This is a genomic window from Solibacillus isronensis, assembly GCF_023715405.1.
In the GTDB taxonomy this organism is placed as follows: Bacteria; Bacillota; Bacilli; order Bacillales_A; family Planococcaceae; genus Solibacillus; species Solibacillus isronensis_B.
The window spans coordinates 40053-58726 of record NZ_JAMBOC010000003.1 but is presented as its reverse complement, the minus strand read 5'-3'; the positions used below and the strand labels follow the sequence as shown (position 1 = coordinate 58726).

Annotated in this window: 17 protein-coding genes and 1 riboswitch; of the genes, 3 read left to right on the top strand and 14 right to left on the bottom strand. The window is 42.7% G+C overall.

The features are described 5' to 3' along the window. Nucleotides 1-14: 14 nt before the first annotated feature. A riboswitch (Lysine riboswitch) is annotated at nt 15-195 on the bottom strand. 142 nt (nt 196-337) lie between these two features. Both M3166_RS14075 and M3166_RS14070 read left to right on the top strand, forming a co-directional pair. After that, complete coding sequence (locus M3166_RS14075; protein WP_251690503.1) at nt 338-1537, top strand: CynX/NimT family MFS transporter; 1200 nt, start codon at nt 338-340, stop codon at nt 1535-1537. Between the two features lie 61 nt (nt 1538-1598). Then, on the top strand, nt 1599-2153 hold the full coding sequence (locus M3166_RS14070) for a restriction endonuclease (RefSeq protein WP_251690502.1): 555 nt from the start codon (nt 1599-1601) through the stop codon (nt 2151-2153). 43 nt (nt 2154-2196) lie between these two features. Here M3166_RS14070 and M3166_RS14065 read toward each other — a convergent pair whose 3' ends face one another. The 7 genes from M3166_RS14065 to M3166_RS14035 form a co-directional block, all read right to left on the bottom strand. Further along, nucleotides 2197-3252: a nitric oxide synthase oxygenase gene (locus M3166_RS14065; RefSeq protein ID WP_251690501.1), complete on the bottom strand. Its 1056-nt coding sequence runs from the start codon at nt 3250-3252 to the stop codon at nt 2197-2199. A 122-nt stretch (nt 3253-3374) separates the two neighbouring features. Next, on the bottom strand, nt 3375-4580 hold the full coding sequence (locus M3166_RS14060) for an RtcB family protein (RefSeq protein ID WP_251690500.1): 1206 nt from the start codon (nt 4578-4580) through the stop codon (nt 3375-3377). Continuing rightward, nucleotides 4573-4839 (bottom strand): hypothetical protein, encoded by a 267-nt coding sequence (locus tag M3166_RS14055; protein ID WP_251690499.1) that lies wholly within the window; start codon nt 4837-4839, stop codon nt 4573-4575. The genes M3166_RS14060 and M3166_RS14055 overlap by 8 nt, the downstream gene beginning before the upstream one ends. Before the next feature lie 336 nt (nt 4840-5175). Next, entirely contained in the window at nt 5176-6144 is a 969-nt protein-coding gene (locus M3166_RS14050; RefSeq protein WP_251690498.1) for an agmatinase family protein, read from the bottom strand. Next, nucleotides 6141-7370: an imidazolonepropionase gene (hutI, locus tag M3166_RS14045; protein WP_251690661.1), complete on the bottom strand. Its 1230-nt coding sequence runs from the start codon at nt 7368-7370 to the stop codon at nt 6141-6143. Before hutI ends, M3166_RS14050 begins: the two co-directional genes overlap by 4 nt. Nucleotides 7371-7415: 45 nt before the next feature. Continuing rightward, the gene (gene hutU, locus M3166_RS14040; RefSeq protein ID WP_251690497.1) at nt 7416-9077 is read right to left on the bottom strand and encodes a urocanate hydratase; all 1662 of its coding nucleotides are present in this window, start codon (nt 9075-9077) and stop codon (nt 7416-7418) included. A 25-nt stretch (nt 9078-9102) separates the two neighbouring features. Next, nucleotides 9103-10437 (bottom strand): YjiH family protein, encoded by a 1335-nt coding sequence (locus M3166_RS14035; RefSeq protein WP_251690496.1) that lies wholly within the window; start codon nt 10435-10437, stop codon nt 9103-9105. A 157-nt stretch (nt 10438-10594) separates the two neighbouring features. On the opposite strand from M3166_RS14035, the gene M3166_RS14030 reads away from it, so the two are divergent. Next, nucleotides 10595-12064, top strand: a complete 1470-nt coding sequence (locus M3166_RS14030) for a response regulator transcription factor (protein WP_251690495.1) — start codon at nt 10595-10597, stop codon at nt 12062-12064. 51 nt (nt 12065-12115) lie between these two features. Here M3166_RS14030 and M3166_RS14025 read toward each other — a convergent pair whose 3' ends face one another. Genes M3166_RS14025 through M3166_RS13995 form a run of 7 tightly spaced genes read right to left on the bottom strand, consistent with a single transcriptional unit; the run spans nt 12116 to nt 18659 of the window. Further along, nucleotides 12116-12961, bottom strand: coding sequence for an aspartate/glutamate racemase family protein (locus M3166_RS14025; RefSeq protein WP_251690494.1), 846 nt, complete (start codon nt 12959-12961; stop codon nt 12116-12118). Next, complete coding sequence (locus M3166_RS14020) at nt 12958-14337, bottom strand: FAD-dependent oxidoreductase (protein WP_251690493.1); 1380 nt, start codon at nt 14335-14337, stop codon at nt 12958-12960. The genes M3166_RS14025 and M3166_RS14020 overlap by 4 nt, the downstream gene beginning before the upstream one ends. A gap of 5 nt (nt 14338-14342) precedes the next feature. After that, nucleotides 14343-14789, bottom strand: a complete 447-nt coding sequence (locus M3166_RS14015) for a GlcG/HbpS family heme-binding protein (RefSeq protein ID WP_251690492.1) — start codon at nt 14787-14789, stop codon at nt 14343-14345. 21 nt (nt 14790-14810) lie between these two features. Then, nucleotides 14811-15545, bottom strand: a complete 735-nt coding sequence (locus tag M3166_RS14010; protein WP_251690491.1) for an SDR family NAD(P)-dependent oxidoreductase — start codon at nt 15543-15545, stop codon at nt 14811-14813. A gap of 9 nt (nt 15546-15554) precedes the next feature. After that, on the bottom strand, nt 15555-16973 hold the full coding sequence (locus tag M3166_RS14005) for an FAD-dependent oxidoreductase (protein WP_251690490.1): 1419 nt from the start codon (nt 16971-16973) through the stop codon (nt 15555-15557). 22 nt (nt 16974-16995) lie between these two features. Continuing rightward, complete coding sequence (locus tag M3166_RS14000) at nt 16996-17859, bottom strand: isocitrate lyase/PEP mutase family protein (RefSeq protein WP_251690489.1); 864 nt, start codon at nt 17857-17859, stop codon at nt 16996-16998. A gap of 14 nt (nt 17860-17873) precedes the next feature. Next, nucleotides 17874-18659, bottom strand: a complete 786-nt coding sequence (locus tag M3166_RS13995) for an FAD synthetase family protein (RefSeq protein ID WP_251690488.1) — start codon at nt 18657-18659, stop codon at nt 17874-17876. Nucleotides 18660-18674: the final 15 nt, after the last annotated feature.

Below are 18674 nucleotides of genomic sequence, written 5' to 3'. Positions count from 1 at the left end.
ACACCTCATCAAACTTGAAAGATAGCTCAACACATGCTCACACATGTGACAGTTCTGTTCCTTATCGAAAACAGCCCCAGCATTATTTTCAAGAAGAAAAATAACACTTCGGCAACCATTCCTTTCATAAAGCTTCACCGATTCTTCCTAATCTCAGCTATACTAGTCTTAATGATTGCGACCTCTACCTCATACATCTACATGAGGTAATGTTTTATTTAATTGATTAAAAGTCTAACATAACATTTTTTTGATAGCAATGGCTTCATCTTTATTCTGTTTTTTAAGAGTATTCACACTACTCAAATATATATTACTAGTCAAAAGGAGAATTAATATGGACACCGAACAATTAAATCAAAATAGCAAAAAAATACTATCCAACCGAACACTCATCTATTTTATGGTTGCCGTATTTTTATTTGCGACAACATTACGTACACCGATTACATTAATCGGTCCAATTATTTCATTTATTCGTGACGACCTTGGGATTTCGAACTTTCTTGCAGGCTTCTTAACGACTATCCCTTTAATTGCCTTTGCGATCGTTTCACCATTTGCACCGCGTATTGCCCGTAAGTTTGGGATGGAATGGACATTATTTTATTCCGTCATCTTGCTATGTGTAGGGATTTTAATGCGTTCCCTTGGGCTAACGTCTTTACTCGTTTTAGGAACAATATTAATCGGCGTCGCAATTGCATTTGGTAATGTCCTTATCCCTAGTTTTTTTAAATGGAAATTCCCATTACATATTGGCTTATTAACAGGGATTTATTCCGTATCGATGAACATTTCTTCCGGACTTGCTGCGGGCTTCAGTTATCCTATTGCTGCAAGCGCAGGCTGGCAAATTGCAGCAGGTATTACGATTATTTTAGGTATTCTTACATTGCTGATTTGGCTGCCGATTTTGCGCCAGGAAAAAGTGGAATTACATATGCCCTCTTCGCAAACAAAGAAAACGCATATGTGGAAATCACCGCTTGCCTGGGCAGTCGCTGGAGCAATGGGCTTTCAATCGTTTATATTTTACTGTTCGTCTGCGTGGATACCGGAGATTTTCATTAGCCAAGGCCTGGATGCTGCGGCTGCCGGGTGGATGGTATCCGTAATGCAGTTTGCGCAAATTCCGATGACATTTATTATTCCGATTATTGCCGGTAAAATCGCTTCACAACGTCCAATCGTTGTTTTCTTTACGATATGTTACTTAGTCGGTTTTACTGGTGTGTTGATGGAATGGACTAGCCTTGCCGTCGTATGGATGATTTTACTAGGCTTTGCGGGCGGGGCTTCGTTTGGTTTAGTGCTGATGCTGTTTTCATTGCGTACGAAGACAGCCTATGATGCAGCTGAACTTTCCGGGTTCGCACAGTCAATCGGTTATTTCGTTGCCGCAATCGGACCGGTTCTGTTTGGTTATGTTCATGATTTAACTGACAGCTGGTCAATTCCGATTGTACTGTTTATTCTAATTTCTGTTCTGCTATTTTTCGCTTCCTTTATGAGCGCAAACAACCGTACGATATAACCAAACGTATGTACCCTTTTATGATATAATAGCGTTAGTAAATAAAAGGAGTACAGGACTATTGCGTAAAAAGAGAAGACGAAATAAAAAACGCCTCCCGGTCATCCCGCTATTTTTCATCGCATCAGCTGGTGCAGCTGGCTTTTATGTAACGCGGACAGCTGAAGGCATCGGTATTGGAATTGTCGCTTATTTCGTACTATATATCGCGTTTAAAATTTGGCTAAGATCGCTGAAGACGAGGAAGTTACGAAAGTCCGGCATTCGCGAAGTCGATAAAATGACCGGTGAAGATTTCGAGAGATTTTTAGGCGAGTTATTTAAACGCCGCGGATTTAAAGTGAGCTATACCGCAACGAGCGGTGACTACGGTGCCGACCTTATTTTAAAGGACGGAAAAGATATTATTGCGGTCCAGGCAAAACGCTATTCCGGTACGGTCGGTGTAAAAGCGGTTCAGGAAATTATCGGTGCAGTGAAGATGTATGAGGCAACTGAAGCATGGGTTGTTACAAACAGTCATTTTACCCGCCAAGCCGAAAAACTTGCCGACATCAATGACGTTTACTTAATCGATCGTGATGAATTGATTAAGATTATGTTAAATAAAAGGTAAAGAAATAGGTGTGCAGAGGCTTTCGCTTCCTGCACCCCTATTTTTAATATGGCTGTTGCTGGTATAGGTAGTTTGGTTTTTTTATCGTGTTGGCAATCGGCTCATGATACAAATCAGTAGTTGCAGGAGATAATGGCGGTACAAGCCATACCCAGTTTCCCGTTACATCACGGTTGCTTGCATGTTCCTGCTTTTGAAAAAGCTGAAACTGCTGGGCAGCGGTATGATGATCGACAATACTTACACCCGCTTTTTTATATGAATGAAGAACACCAACATTCAGTTCAACAAGTGCACGGTCCTTCCAAAGCGACGCATTCACCGAAGCGTCCAGTCTCATTGCTTCCGCCACTTTCGGGAGGAAATTATAGCGGTACGTATCCGCTAAATTGCGCGCCCCGATCTCCGTTCCCATATACCACCCATTAAACGGCGCTGCCTGAAAATCGGTGCCGGCAATATTAAAACGCATACTCGAAATAATCGGGACTGAATACCATTTCATATTTAAAGGCGAAAAATCATAATCCGGATGGGTAATCGCAACTTCCAGTACATGCTCTTTTGGCATTTCAAAAAACTTTGGCTCCCGGTCGTCCACTTGAATGACAAGCGGTAAAACATCGTAGTTTTTACGTGCGCCTTGCCAGCCGAGACCTTCACATATTTTCGTAAACTCGAGTGAATCGGAATCTCCAATAATTCCATCATCTGTTTCATACCCAGCATAGCGGATTAGCTGATGATTCCAGATGCGTACACGGTTCGGTTCAAACAGTGTAATGGCCGGTCTGATTTTCCCATTGTTGGTCGCAAAATCAATGTGTTTTATTAGCGCATCATAAATTTCAACTTCATTTAATAAATGGCGCTCATCAAACACGTTTAAGCTATTCCAAAACAGGCGTCCGATGCATTTATTGCTGTTGCGCCATGCAACCCGCGCCCCGTACGAAAGCTCATCTGTTGTTAAGGTAAAGTCCGGATGTTGTGCCTCTTCCAACCGTTCTTTCAGCCACTCTTCTGTCTGGTTTGTTTCTTTTTTATATAAAGTAAGGAAATCTATTCGTTCATGCAATACTGCAGTCGTTGTTGCCATCTATTTCATCTCCTTCTAGCCTATATTTTGGCCTCTTAGAAAGGGAAACTCAATGAATCAACAACCGATTAAAACATGTATATTTCATACATGACTAAATTTGTTCATAAAGTGGTTTTTTGTTACCTCTTCCATTTATCACTCGCTTTGAAATTATAAACTGGTATCACGTGTTTCTGGATTGTCACCGTTTCTCCAATTTGCTCGACAATTTCCTGCATCGGCTTATAGGCCATTGGTGCTTCGTCGAGCGTTTCCTCAGTTACCGAAGTTGTCCAAATTCCTTGCATCGTCTGTTTAAAATCATCCATCGACAAGTTTTTCATTGCGGCTGTCCGCGAGTAGATGCGGCCAGCTCCATGTGGGGCGGATTCATTCCAGTCAGAATTCCCTTTTCCGATACAAATAAGAGAACCGTCCCGCATATTCATCGGGATAACGAGCTTTTCATTCTTTGCAGCCCGTACTGCCCCTTTACGCAAAACCATGGCATCCGTATCAATATAATTGTGTACAGAATCAAACTGTTCCGCGAATTCCCACTTCATATGCTCGGCGATTGTATTGGCAATATGCACTCGGTTTTCATGTGCAAAACGCTGTGCCAGTTTCATATCGGCAATATAATCCCGGAACAGATCGCCTTCTAAATAAGCCAAATCCTTTGGTACAACCGGATTTTCGTTCCTATATGCTTTTATCATTTTTTGGATGTCTTTGCTGTTTCCGGCTTCCTTCAGTGCTGCAATTCTTTCAGTTAAATCTTCACGCTGCAATGACTCGAATGCCCGCTTTTGATGCCAGTTTGCAACCTTTGCCCCGACATAGCGCGAGCCCGTATGGATCAATAAATAATGAACTCCCGTCTCGTCTTTTGCCAGCTCAATAAAATGATTGCCGCCACCCAATGTACCTAGCGAGCGTCCTGTATACTCATTTTGCAATCCGCGTGCGATAAAGTTTTCGTTTGCAAAAAGTTCACTATCCTTTATATTTAGCGCATTTTCATGGATTTCGTTGCCACTCGGTACGAAACGTCTGATCGTTGTATCGAGTTCATTAAAATCAATTTTGCCTTTACCGATTTCCGAAACGAGCACCCCACACCCTACATCAACACCGACCAGATTCGGTACAACACGGTCATTCAACTGAATTGTTGTGCCAATTACACAGCCTTTTCCGGCATGATAGTCGGGCATAATCCGTACTTTTGTCCCTTCCATAAACGACTGATTGACGAGTTCATCAATTTGCTGAATCGCCGTTTCCTGTGGTGTGTTCGTATAAATTTTAGCGTTTGTATATTTTCCGTTAATTTCAATCAATGCTGCTCACGCCTTTCTTTTTTAAACTGAGTACACCGAATATAAGAATTGCGACACCAATATAACTACCAAGCAGTAATATTGGAGATCCTTGGTTAACAAACCCGAATGTCATTTCAGATTGAAGCACAACCGTATCCGGTGCGAATTGCGGTTTGTAGAAAAATGTTTGAACTAAACCGATTAACAGTTGTGCGGTGAAATATAGAATATGTAAAAGCAGTGCTCCGATGATTGCAAACAGGAATTTACGTTTCATGCAAGACCTCCCTTTGTGAAAGTAATTGTTTCTATTTACGAATGGGGGCAAGGAATAGTTTCATAATTTTTCCTGTCGGGCAGTTGGCTTTTTTTAAAGCATATTGATTTTCTAATATCGATTCCAAATTTTCGAATATAGAGCCGAAAGTTTCAAATATCTTCTATGAGTTTTCTAATTTACTCCTATAACTTCTAATAGAAAATGACCGGTTTATTAGCAACTCGAGTGCAGATATTAGAAAATCTCTAGAACTTATTAGAAAACCAAATCTCTTTAACAAAAAATGAGCCATTCGAAAAGCGGTTAAACTTTTCAAACAGCCCATTCCCCTCACTATTTCAAATGAACAAATCTCGATACCATCATCGTTAAAAATGCGTACACTCCGGCTTTTACCGTCTGTAATTCACGTGTATCACGATGCGGGTCGACACAGACGAAATCCATGCCTTTTACAATTTCGTATTTCCCTACTTCATACAGCAAATCGAACAGCTCTTCTGTCCGCATGCCTCCTGGTGTAGAAGCAGGAACTCCCGGTGCGTATGCAATATCAAGTACGTCCATATCTACTGTCACATAAACAAGATCTACTTTCTTGGAAAGCTCCTTCATGACATTCGCAATTACAGCCTCCGCGCCACGGCGACGGAAATCCTTTAATGTAATGCGGTTTACACCATAATGATTCGCAGTACGTATTAGACTCGGGGCATTATAAAAACCGTGCAGCCCGATGTTATACACATCTTCACCCTTCACTACACCAGCATCAAGCAGCTGGCGGATTGGTGTACCGTTTGTCGGGCCATCCGATTCCGTTGTCCGTAAATCCAGATGGGTATCGAACTGTAAAATACCGATTCGTTGCCCAGAAGAATTGGCAAATGCTCTCACAACCGGCGCAGTAATCGAATGATCCCCGCCAATTTGTACATAGAAACTCTCAGGACAATCTTTCAATACATCCGTCATCGCCTGTTCAATATTGTCATGACATTGCAAAATATTCGTTCCGTGCATTTTCACATCACCGACATCAGCAACCCGAAATTCCCGCACATCTACATCTTCATCAATTGAATACGTAGTAAACAGATTCCAGCTTTTTCGGAAAAAATCCGGATATTCCGAAGCTGCTGAAGCACTAATTGACGAACGTGACAGTGGTACTCCTGTAATGACCACATCAAAGGAATCTGAAAGCTCCCCATAACTTGGCACAATCCAGTCTTTTACCTTCAAATCTTCAGATTCCACCCGATTCCAAGAAGTTGCCGGACTTACTAGGAACTTGCTCACAGTAAGCTGCCACCTTTCACAACGACGTTTCCTGCTTTAATTACAGTATCGGTATGATTCATCCCGTAGAAATATTGAAGCTGCTTATAATTCGGAACGTCTAGAATCAGTACATCTGCCTGTTTTCCTTTTTCGAGCGTACCGACTTGATCTGCACGTTTTATCGCATGGGCAGCATTGATCGTTGTTGCACAAAGTACTTCTTCCATCGTCATTCCCATGTTCATGCACGCCAAGTTTTGAATGAACGGCAAGCTGATCGTTGGCGACGAACCCGGATTAAAGTCCGTTGAAATGGCTACAGGTACGCCACTATCGACCATTAGGCGGCCTCTTGCATATGGTGCACGTAAAAAGAATGCAGTTCCCGGCAAGAGCACAGCAATCGTACCGGCCTTCGCCATTGCAGCAATCCCTTCATCTGAAGCAACGAGTAAATGCTCTGCGGAAATAGCCCCGACTTCTGCAGCAAGTTCTGCACCTTCATATGGCTCGATTTCATCTGCATGAATTTTCGGTGTCAGCCCGTATGCTTTCCCCGCTTCCAAAATCAAACGGGATTGCGCTGGTGTGAACACTCCTTTTTCACAAAAGACATCATTGAACTCCGCAAGCTCCAGCTCAGCCACTTTAGGAATCATCTGCTCTATGATAATTTTTACGAATTCATCTTCATTGCCCTTAAATTCTTTCGGAACAGCATGTGCACCCATAAAAGTCGAGACAATATCGACAACATGCTCTTCCTGCAGTTTCTTCACAACATAAAGCTGTTTGATTTCGTTTTCAAGATCAAGGCCATAGCCTGATTTTGCTTCAACCGTCGTAACGCCGTGACGCAAAAACTCGTTTAAGTGCTGAACGGTTTTGCTGTATAAATCATCAAAACTCGCTTCACGTGTTTTTGTCGTCGTATAGTGAATCCCGCCACCAGCATTCATAATATCCATGTAGGACCTTCCGGCAAGGCGCATATTCAGCTCATGTTCACGCGTTCCCCCATGCACTAAATGTGTATGGCAGTCCACAAGGCCCGGCATGACAATCTTCCCTCGTGCATCAATTACCTCGGCATCGCTTACTAGATGCGGATATTCCTGTTTTATTTCATCAAGAGGCGCAATCATTGCAATGCGGTCTCCTTCAATTAATACGCTTACCTCTTTTTTCAGGCCGAGCTCGCTCATCTGCTCACGACGGCGAGGTAATTTAACATCACTTTCCATTGTTAATACTTCATTTGCATTATTTATTAAAATAGCCAAAGTTCATCATCCTTTTAGCATCGGCATATTGATACCTTTTTCTTTTGCTGTGCGAACTGCAATGTCATAGCCTGCATCTGCATGGCGTACAACCCCCATACCCGGGTCTGAAATAAGCACGCGATTGATCTTTTCTGCTGCGAGCTTTGTGCCGTCAGCAACAAGTACTTGGCCGGCATGTTGGGAATACCCCATTCCTACACCGCCACCATGATGAATGCTCACCCAGCTCGCACCGCCTGCTGTATTGACGAGCGCATTCAATAACGGCCAGTCTGATACAGCATCTGATCCGTCCTGCATCCCTTCTGTTTCACGGTTTGGTGAAGCGACTGATCCGGAGTCCAAATGGTCACGGCCGAATACAATCGGCGCTTTCAGTTCACCATTTGCGACCATCTCGTTCACGCGCAGTGCAAAGCGGTGGCGGTCACCATACCCCAGCCAGCAAATACGGGCAGGTAAGCCTTGCCATTTCACCATTTTCTGTGCCATATCAATCCAGTTTACTAATGCTGTGTCTTCAGCAAACATTTCTTTTGCCAAAGCGTCCGTTTTGTAAATATCCTCAGGGTCTCCTGACAGTGCTGCCCAGCGGAATGGTCCTTTTCCTTCACAGAATAGCGGGCGGATATAGGCAGGTACAAAACCAGGGAAATCAAAAGCATTTTCCACACCCATTTCCTTTGCATAGGCACGGATATTGTTTCCGTAGTCAAATGTTTCCGCACCTGCCTGCTGGAATTCAAGCATTGTTCGTACATGCTCAGCCATCGTTTCCTTTGCACGGCGCTCATATGTTTTCACATCTGTTTTGCGCAATTGAAGCGCTTCCTCCAACGTCATCCCGTTTGGAATATAGCCGTTAATCGGGTCGTGGGCAGATGTCTGGTCTGTAACGAAATCCGGAATCATGCCGCGATTCAACAGCTCACGGTTAATGTCCGCACAGTTTCCTACTAAACCAATAGACGCAGGTTCTTTAGCAGCCGTTAACTTATTTACAAGCCCTATCGCCTCATCTACTGTTTCAACAAGATAATCACAGTAGCCTTCATTTATTTTGCGTTCGATTCGTGCACGGTCCACTTCAACAACTAAAATGACCGCTCCCGCCATTTTACCGGCTAATGGCTGGGCACCACTCATGCCGCCCATACCACCAGTTAATATCCACTTACCACGAAGATCCGCTGTTCCAAACTTCTTTTTCCCGGCTTCCACAAAACTTAAATACGTTCCTTGGAGAATTCCTTGTGCCCCGATATAGATCCATGAGCCTGCCGTCATTTGCCCGTACATCATTAAATTGCGTTCTTCCAGTTCATAGAAATGGTCCCAATTTGCCCAGCCAGGCACTAGATTCGAGTTGGCGATCAGGACGCGCGGTGCATTTTCATGCGTTCTGAATACTGCGACCGGTTTTCCGGACTGTACAATCATCGTTTCATCATTTTCCAGTTCCTTTAATGTCGCAATAAGCTTTTCGTAGCTTTCCCAGTCACGTGCCGCTTTCCCGATACCGCCATATACGACCAGCTCATCCGGATTTTCCGCTACTTCCGGATCCAGGTTGTTCATCAGCATGCGCATTGCCGCTTCCTGTGTCCACCCTTTACATGAAAGCTCTGAACCACGTGGTGCACGGATGTTTGTTTTATATACCATAAAAAATCTCTCCTTTAATTTGAAGTTAGAACAAGATAAACGCTATTGGTGTAACGAAAATGAGTGTTAAAACAACTCGCTCAAACCAGATAATGATCATTTGGCGAATTGATAACGGGATGTCTGTCGATAAAATAACCGGAATAACAGCTGAGAAGAATAAAATAGCTGAAACCGAAATGACGGCTACAATAAACTTCGTTACAAGAACTGCCTCTGTTACAATCATTGCCGGTAAAAACATTTCCGCAATCGATAATGACAACGCTTTAGCTGTCAGCATCGGATCCGGAATTTGCAGTAAATAAGTAAATGGCGCAAAAATATATGCCAACCAGTCAAATAGCGGCGTATAAATTGCCAATACCATTCCTAATAGTCCAATAGATAAAATGGAAGGTATGACCCCCATCGCCATAATAAATCCGTCTTTTAAATGAATATATAAATTTCTAGGCAAAGATGGGTTTGTCTTTGTTGCTTCTACCGCTTCTGCCCATGCTACTTTTAAACGATCAGTTTTTACAATCTTTTCAGGCTGTGGAGTTGAGCCTTCATAATAATCATCCTTAATTTTGTTTAATGGATAAATTCGGGCTGTAATTGCTGTAACGACGAATGTCACAACTAATGTCACCCAGAAAAATAAGTTCCAGTATTCCATTAAATCCAGTGTTTTCGCAACGACTACCATAAAAGTAGCTGACACTGTAGAGAAGCCTGTCGCAATAATGGCTGATTCTCTCGCTGTATATTTTCCTTCTTTATAAACACGGTTCGTCAATATTAAGCCGACCGAATAGCTGCCAACAAATGAAGCTACCGCATCGACTGCTGAACGGCCCGGTGTTTTGAAAATAGGCTTCATTACCGGCTGCATGAGCACCCCTATAAATTCAAGTAAGCCATAGCAAACAAGCAATGCTAAGAAAACTGATCCAATCGGAATGACGAGTCCTACTGGCTTAATAAGTTTTTCTAATAAAAATGGACCGATATCCGGATTAAACAACCATGCAGGACCAAATCCAAAAATAAGCATTACCCCTGCAACAAGTCCCCCCAATTTAAAAATTGATAACACTATGTTTACTTTTGAGGTTTTCCACTTTTTCGTGACAAACGGATAAAATGCTCCAAGTACTAAAAGAATCAACACATACCCGTTTACTAACGTTGGTGCGAATGTCGTGCATGCACTTACGATATGGTCGATTAAAATCGATGTTTTTCCATTCCATTCAAATGTAATAAAAAAACTAATAATCCCGATTAAACTGCAAAACACCATTTTAATGAAAATGCTCACTTCAAACTGTCCAACTTTCGGCAGTTCGTGTTCCTCCTGGTACTTTGTCATCCCACCACTCCTTTGTAATTCCTATTCTAGTTTTCTTTCAATTCTGAATAAATAGAATAAAAACATTAATTATAGTAATATTTGAATAAAGTAAAATTAATTTGAGTGAATTGTAGAATTTATATACGAAATAGTAATTTTTAAAGGTGGTGTTCGATTGAAAATCTTAATTGTTGAGCGGGATTTTGAAGAAATTGCAGGAATTGAGTGGTATTTAAAAAATTATTTTATGCGGGATATTGAAGTCATTGGCGTAATAGATGGCAGTAACATAATTGAAACTTTTGAAGAAACACGACCGGAAGTTCTTCTTATAGAAATGGAGATTGTTTCTCCTTCTATAGAGCAGTTTTTACAACAACAGGCGATTCCCGTTATCGGTATTACAGCAGAACCTATTTTTCAGCAGGCAATGAAAACAATTCGCTTAAAGGCAATCGATCTTTTTGTGAAGCCCGTACCATTAGAGCAATTAAAGTCTGCTCTACTGAAAATCCCTTCGACTAAGCCGGCAGCAAATTCAAGCAGTACGATTCCAGTAGAGACGCAACTATATTCGGATTTGTATTTAAATAAACCTGGAAATTTCCCATTAGATGGAAAGTCCTTCTTTTTAATTGAGTGTGCAGATTACGAGCATAATTTAATGCTGTATGAGTGGCTCATTGAACTGCCTATTTTCCATAATTTCATTGCCCTTCCGCTGCAAAACCGGGTGATTTGTATTGTTGAAATCGATGTTTTTACCAATCTATTCAGACAGCTTAGAATCATGAGCCAGGAATGGGAGAAATTCAGTGGGGAATCGCTGAATATCGCTGTTTACGATGGTAATGAGACAACACTGCTGACAATGTATCAAGCCTGTAAAAAAACATTGGCACAGCGGTTTTATAAAGGATATTCCCATATTTTTAAAAGCTCGCAAACACTTCATGTGACGAGGCTTGATCCGCTATTAACCCCTGAGGAACAGCAGCTTTGGATTACAAGTCTTGAAAATGGTGATTTAAAAGCAATTAAGACTTTTTTATATACGCTGACAAAAGGTTCTACCTATTACCACCAGGATGATGTGCGCATTCATTTGACGAGTATTTTAGCGCAAATCCGCCGTTTTATGATGAAATATCATCTGCAGCAGCAAGCGAAAATGGAACAGCAATACCGCGCACTGTTCCATTTTATTTTAGAGCATCCGATTTTATATGCGATTGTACAAGAGTTTATTTTATTTACACAGCGGTTGATCGATGTGAGAAAAAATTTGCAGCAACAGCAAATTGCCGATTATACGGAGTTGGCTGTTGAAATAATTGAACGTGACTATAATAATGCTGAGCTGACATTACAGCATACGGCGAATAAATTAAATATAAGCACAAATTATTTGAGCAATGTATTTTCAAAGAAACGCGGCATTCCGTTCCGGAAATATTTGCAGCAGTATCGCGTACAGCAAGCCGAAAAGTTATTAATAGAAACGAGTTTGGGCATCGGGACAATCGCGGAAATGGTCGGCTTCACGGACGGCAATTACTTCACTAAGGTATTTAGGGAATACTATCAGTTAACCCCTTACCGCTACCGATTGCAGGTGAGGAAAACAGCCGGAAATACTGTTTAGGAAAATAAAAAATACCTGGGCACATTTTGAAATGGCCTAGGTATTTGTATTTTATACAGACGCCGTAGCGCGAACGGATAGCCCGAAATCCATATCGGCTGCTGTTTGTTTCAAGTTATAATAACCTCTTAACTTTTCCACAATCTCTGTTGGTGGTTTTTCGTTGTAATAACCGACACGTGTCATCGTCATTCCGCTTACCTTCTGCAGATCGACAAGTGATTCACACATTTTAATTCCTGTGCCAAATGAATCGATAATCGGTACATTGCCGACATGGTGAATATGGTGGGTTGCCAGGAAGATATTCATTGGCCCTTCTCCCGGAATAATGACATCGGCACCTTGCGCTATTGCTATTTCAGCAGCTGCAATAAATTTATCGATGATTGGCTGAGGGTTTTTATAGCCCTCCATAATATCGTAAAAGCCGATATCCGCCTGTACGATCGGTCCAAGCTTTTGCGCCAGCCCGTATTGCTGAGCATTGAAACGCAGCTGATCGGCTAACGGCGCCAGGAAATTAACGATTCCGATTTTTGATCCAAGCATTGACGCCATATGCATCGAAGCTTGCCCGTAACCAATAACCGGGATATCAACAAGTGCACGGGCCTCAATTAAGCCGACATCCGGAATCGTTCCGATGAACACCGCATCATAGCCCGCTTTTTCCGCGATCAATGCATTGCGGATGAACTGCTCCTTATGCAAGCTTTGCAAATAGTTATAAGTAATATAGTGACCGGGGTAATTTTCAGGGTACGTATCATTCGTCATGCCGTGAAGGACGACATCTACATCTGGACGCGCAATTTTTAAAATATGCTGAATGACCGCATCGCGATATTCCGGAATATCTTCAATTGATGTTAAGCTTTGGTGCCAAATTTTCATTTAAGTACCTCCTGCTTGTTTGCTTGTATTGCTGTTCTTGCAGCTATGCGACCAAATATTGCAGCTTTTCCTAACGAGCTTCCCGTCATATAACCCGCTCCGTGGAAACCTCCAACCATTTCGCCTGCAGCAAATAAACCTTTGATCGGCTCACCGAATGGATCGAGTACATGCGTCTGTTCATCGACTTGAACACCTGCATACGTAGCAAGCATCGCTGTTGCTGTTTCCATTACATAAAACGGAGCTGTTTCGATTGCCGATGGTGTACCGAATTTATGTGTGAGCGATGTGCGGCCAAATGCTGTATCCTGCCCTTTTTTTACATCTGAATTATAACTAGAAATCGTTAGCTTTAGTGCTTCTACCGGCAAGCCTACTTTCTCTGCTAATTGTTCAATTGTGTCAAAACTTTCAATTAAACCTTCTCTGTAAAGTAAGTCAAAATCATAAAGTGCATCATTTGCGACACTTTTGTCCATGACCGTCTCATCCCATACTTGATAGCTCCGGCAATTCGGTTGTTGTAATGCTGCATCACCAAGCAGCTTATATGAAATCGATTCATTCACGAAACGCTTTCCTAGTTCATTAACAATGATGCCGCCTTTATAAAACGTATGGGCCTGCCGCTTTTTAGAATTTGTCGATGTTGGATGAAAGCCGTATGTGCCCTTCAAATAAGTAAAGTCTTCCAGCCATGCACCTGCCGAAGCAGCAAGTTTAATCCCGTCACCTTTATTACCGGCACCACCGAGACGTACAGTGTTCGCTAACTGCGGAGCAAACTGTGCCAGCAGCTCTTCACTTTGAGAAAAGCCGCCCGCTGTTAACAGGACACCGTAATCCGTAGTAAGTTCGACCTGCTCACCGTTCTCTTCGTATACAACACCAACAACTTGCCCATTGTCTTTTAGTAATCGTACAACGGGTGCATTCGTTTTTATCACTACGCCGTTTGCTTCAGCATTTGCACGTAATTGGCTAATCGCCTGGCTAGGAATGATTGTATGTCCGCGCGGGTTGGAATGTCCGCTTACAGCTTGGCATGTCTGGAATTGGACTCCCTGTTCGACAAGCCAGTTGTATGTAGCAAGCTGATGTTTACCGTACGCCTCAATGAGTATACGTTTGTTTTTATAATGACCTACAGCGAGAAAATCCTCCATTAAGCTTTCTGTCGTATCTTCAATTCCGAGCTTCTTCTGAAAATCCGTCTCGGCAAAGGCCATAAAACAGCCGCTTAATAAAGAACTGCCGCCAATTTCAGCTTGTTTTTCCAGGACAATAACCTTTGCACCAGCAGCAGAAGCCTCCACTGCCGCGCAAAGTCCTGCCATACCCGCACCAACGATTATAAGATGGTCACGGCCCATGCGTACTACGCCTCCTTAACTGTTTCGGCCAACAGTTCAAGAGCGGCTTCGCAAACTTGCATATCATGTGTATAGTGACCGCCGCTTACACCGATTCCTCCGATGCATTCACCATCTAATTGAATTGGATAACCCCCTCCGAAAATAACGAGGCGATTCGTATGAACAAGACCTTCCATTAGTGGCGGATCATCTTTTAAACGGTCGTACCATTCATGTGTAGCACGATTATACGCTGCCGCTGAAAATGCTTTATTTTGTGAGATTTCCAGCGCCAATACCGGTGCGCCGTCCATAGCTGAAAATGCTTTTAAATTCCCGGCTTTATCAACGATTGAAATCGCGAACTTCATGCCTAGCTCTTTCCCTTTTTCCTCTGCCTTTTCTAACATCTTCTTTGCTAAATCTAAAGTAACTGTGTTTTGTCGGAATGAATATGTTAATTCTGTCATTTTAATATCCCCTTTTCATTGTTATTTAGCTAAACCTACTGGTGCACCGAATCCGAAAGCTTCTACTGAAGTGGCAGTAATCGCTCTGCTTTTTGGGAGTACAAGGTCGACGATGACATTGGCAATATCAATGGCATCCAACCAGCCGTCTTTATTCAAGTTCGCTCCAAGATCATTCGTCATTTGTGTATCAACCGGCCCCGGGCAAACAGCGTTCACGCGTATCCCGTATGGTTTTAATTCTTCACCCAATGCTTTTGAAAACCCGATTACCGCATGTTTGGAAGAAATATAGGCACTGCGGTTTGGGCCGCCTTTCGTTCCCCAGATCGAAGAAATATTGATAATCGCTCCTGTACGTCTTTCAATCATCGACGGAACCGTTTCAAAGCAGAAGTAGTACGGTCCATGGACATTTATGTCGTGCATTTTAATCCATTCATCGGGAGTTGTTTCCGTAAATGGCTTCAATGCCATCGCCCCTGCATTATTGATCAATATATCGATCGGTCCAAGCTCCTTTGAGACAACAGCCACAGCTTCCTGGACTTGTGCATAATCAGAAACATCACATTTAATTCCGATTGAAGGGACATTATATTTTGTTTCGATCAGCTGCTGCACTTCTGCACACTCTTGTTCATTACGCGCGCAAACAGCAACTTTCGCACCTTTTGAAGCTAATAATAAGGCGGATTCTTTGCCGATGCCCCGTCCTCCGCCTGTCACAAGGGCTACTTTACCTAGTAATTCCATATGAGCCTCCTATTGATAAGACTTTTCCTTTTCCGCAATATAACGCACCGCATCATGCCCTGCACGGCGACCGAATACTAAACAGCGCAGCACCGATGTACCGCCCGGATATTTGCCGTAATACACACCTGAAGTTTCGCCTACAGCATAAAGGCCCGGAATCGCTACTTCATCACCTGTTACGACACGTCCATTTAAATCTGTCGCTAATCCGCCATTTGTAAATACGTTGCAGCAAATAATCGGATACGCTATAAACGGACCTTCGTTAATCGGGATGGACCAGTTCGATTTATTTAATTCCAAATCAGTTGTGGCAAGGCCATCGACCCGGTTATAAATAAATTCACCTGTCGGACATGCTGCATTAAATTCATCGATTGTGTGCTTTAAGTTTTCTGCATTCACACCGATTTGATTTGCGATATCTTCAATCGTTTCTCCAACGATTGCCGGGATATCAGTTTGCAGTGCCTCTTCATAATTTGGGATGTTATACATCTTCTGATCGGTAATCATGTAGGCGATATGGTCTTCACATTCGTAAAAGATTTTACGTGCCACTTCCTCATACTGCTCATCAATAGTCGTAACCCCTTCATCCGTAAAGCGTTTTCCCTGTTTATTCACGAGGATGGCATACGGGAACAACATAACGCCCGCTTCTTCACGTTTACTACGAGGGTCAACTGTTTCGGCATGGAAAGCATCAAACTGCCCTTTTCCGGCAGCCCCGATTTTTAGTGCCATACGAATTGCCTCGCCTTTGTTAAACAGGCCACCTTCAGATACAGGGGGAATTTTATGTGCATCCCTGCCGATATACTGTGCCATCATTTCCTTATTTCCTTGGAAACCACCCGCACCTAAAATGACCGCATTTGTTTTCAGAACGATTGATGATCCGTCAGCCATACGTACTTTAATGCCATTGATCGCTCCTTCATCACCGAGCGTTAAATCCCATGCTGTTGTTTCATAAATGATTTCTACCCCTAATGCACGTGCGCGTAAAGTGAGTGCATCAATAATCGCGCGTCCTCCGCCAATTGGTAACAGGCGGGGTCTTGATGCTGTCAAAAACATCGTCGGCAAATAGTCAAATTCAACACCTTTCGACTCCACCCAACGTAATGTTTCTCCTGCTTCATCACGTAATGTTTCGGCATAGGCACGATCCATGAATGAATCTGAAAATGAGACCATATCCTCAACAAGACCATCTGCCGGCTTATCGATATTTTCCATACGCATATAAGCAGCCGTCCAGCGTGTATTTCCACCGCGCTGTTCAAAAGGTGCACGCTCTAAAATGGCAATCGTTAAATTTTCATTTTCTTCCTTCGCTCGTTCAGCTGCAGCTAATGCAGACGCTGTTCCTGCTGCACCACAACCAACAATGACTAAATCATAGTCCACTCCGCTCATATCCACACCATCTTTCCGAATATTAAGAATATTGTTTTTCCAGTTGTTGAATTTCTTTTAACTTAAATAATTCCTGGCGCTGTTCCCATGTACAAATGACATCATGAATGTTTTCCTGGCTTTCATCACGCATTAAAATCTGCATGGCATCCGTAGCACCTTTGATCGCACCGCGTAAAGCCGAATTTGCACATAGCATAATCTGGAAGCCTAAATTTTGCGCTTCTTGACGCGATACTAAAGGCGTTTTACCACCTTCCACAAGGTTGATAATATGCGGGATTCCTGGTACCTCTTTTGTAATACGCGACAATTGCTCATAATTAGTTGGCGCTTCCACAAAAATTGCATGTGCACCTGCCTCTTTATAAGCATTTGCTCGTTCAATCGCCTCATCGAAACCAAGGACACCTAATGCATCTGTACGGGCAATGATCGCTAACTGATCATCGGTACGTGCATCAAGAGCAGCTTTAATTTTCCCGACCATTTCATCTTGTGAAATCACTTCTTTACCGTTGAAATGACCGCATTTTTTCGGCATTACTTGGTCTTCAATTTGCAAAGCAGCCGCACCCGCTTTTTCCAGTACCTTTACCGTTCGCTGCATATTGATGGCATTACCAAAACCTGTATCGGCATCAACAACAATCGGGATCGTTGTCACTTCACTCATCCAGGAAACGACTTGGGCAATTTCCGTTAAAGTCGTCAGTCCGACATCCGCCCAGCCAAGCTGTGCATTTGAAATACCGGCACCTGTCGCATAAATGGCCTTAAATCCCGTTTCTTCAATAATGCGGGCAGTCATTGCATCAAAGGCGCCCGGCAATATAAATGTGTCTTTACCTGCTAATAACTGTTGAAACATCTCTGTTTTTTTCAAGTTTAACCAGCCTCTCAACTAATTTCTTGGTATTTTTGGGTTGCGCGTTGATGGAAATAAATCGAACAATCTTCAATATTTAAATCATGGTAAAAAATAATGTCCTGTGAATTCTTTATATAAACTTTCTGCGAGATCGCGCGCTTGCCGGCTAAAATCGTGACATAGTATTCTCCGCATTGAGGAAGTGTATAGTAGTCTTGCAAACCGTGTTTCATCGAGTATTGGACGCTATACGGCTTTCCTAATAACGCTGTTACTTCCTCGACATAGCCCCGTTTCAGCTTTTCACGAATGCATGTCGAGCTCACCTTTTCACCTGAAATGGCAAAACGCTTTACAACATCAACTTTTATTTTGCAGTCGCTGTCTGACTGGATCGTCGCAATCGTACCGGCTCCTTTAGCTCCGTACGTATAATCAAAACCTGCTACAGCATACTGCACTTGAAGCCCCACTAAATATTGCTGTACAAATTGCTTCGGCTGAAGAGCAGCAAACGATTTCGTAAAATCCACAATATAGAACAAATCGACACCTAATGACTGAAAGCGTTCGGCCTTTTTCTCCATCGGCATTAAATAGTCTACTTCTTCATTTGAAAAGACCGTTTTCGGATGGGGGAAAAAACTCATCACAGCCAATTTCAAGCCTTTTTTCCGGGCTTTTTTTCTGGCTGCTAAAATCACTTGCTGATGGCCTTTATGCACACCATCAAAAAATCCTAATGCCATTACTGCCGGTTCGCTATTTTGCTGGACAATCGGTAGATTTTTTTCATTTACGATAATTGTTTTCATGCTTCTTCACTACCT

Bases quoted from the DNA above. Each gene is read 5' to 3' on its own strand.
- M3166_RS14035 (WP_251690496.1), bottom strand. From the start codon at position 10,437: ATGACAAAGTACCAGGAGGAACACGAACTGCCGAAAGTTGGACAGTTT.
- M3166_RS14055 (WP_251690499.1), bottom strand. From the start codon at position 4,839: ATGAAACGTAAATTCCTGTTTGCAATCATCGGAGCACTGCTTTTACAT.
- M3166_RS14010 (WP_251690491.1), bottom strand. From the start codon at position 15,545: ATGGAATTACTAGGTAAAGTAGCCCTTGTGACAGGCGGAGGACGGGGC.
- M3166_RS14065 (WP_251690501.1), bottom strand. From the start codon at position 3,252: ATGGCAACAACGACTGCAGTATTGCATGAACGAATAGATTTCCTTACT.
- hutI (WP_251690661.1), bottom strand. From the start codon at position 7,370: ATGGAAAGTGATGTTAAATTACCTCGCCGTCGTGAGCAGATGAGCGAG.
- hutU (WP_251690497.1), bottom strand. From the start codon at position 9,077: ATGGTATATAAAACAAACATCCGTGCACCACGTGGTTCAGAGCTTTCA.
- M3166_RS14075 (WP_251690503.1), top strand. From the start codon at position 338: ATGGACACCGAACAATTAAATCAAAATAGCAAAAAAATACTATCCAAC.
- M3166_RS14005 (WP_251690490.1), bottom strand. From the start codon at position 16,973: ATGAGCGGAGTGGACTATGATTTAGTCATTGTTGGTTGTGGTGCAGCA.
- M3166_RS14025 (WP_251690494.1), bottom strand. From the start codon at position 12,961: ATGAAAATTTGGCACCAAAGCTTAACATCAATTGAAGATATTCCGGAA.
- M3166_RS14020 (WP_251690493.1), bottom strand. From the start codon at position 14,337: ATGGGCCGTGACCATCTTATAATCGTTGGTGCGGGTATGGCAGGACTT.
- M3166_RS14015 (WP_251690492.1), bottom strand. From the start codon at position 14,789: ATGACAGAATTAACATATTCATTCCGACAAAACACAGTTACTTTAGAT.
- M3166_RS13995 (WP_251690488.1), bottom strand. From the start codon at position 18,659: ATGAAAACAATTATCGTAAATGAAAAAAATCTACCGATTGTCCAGCAA.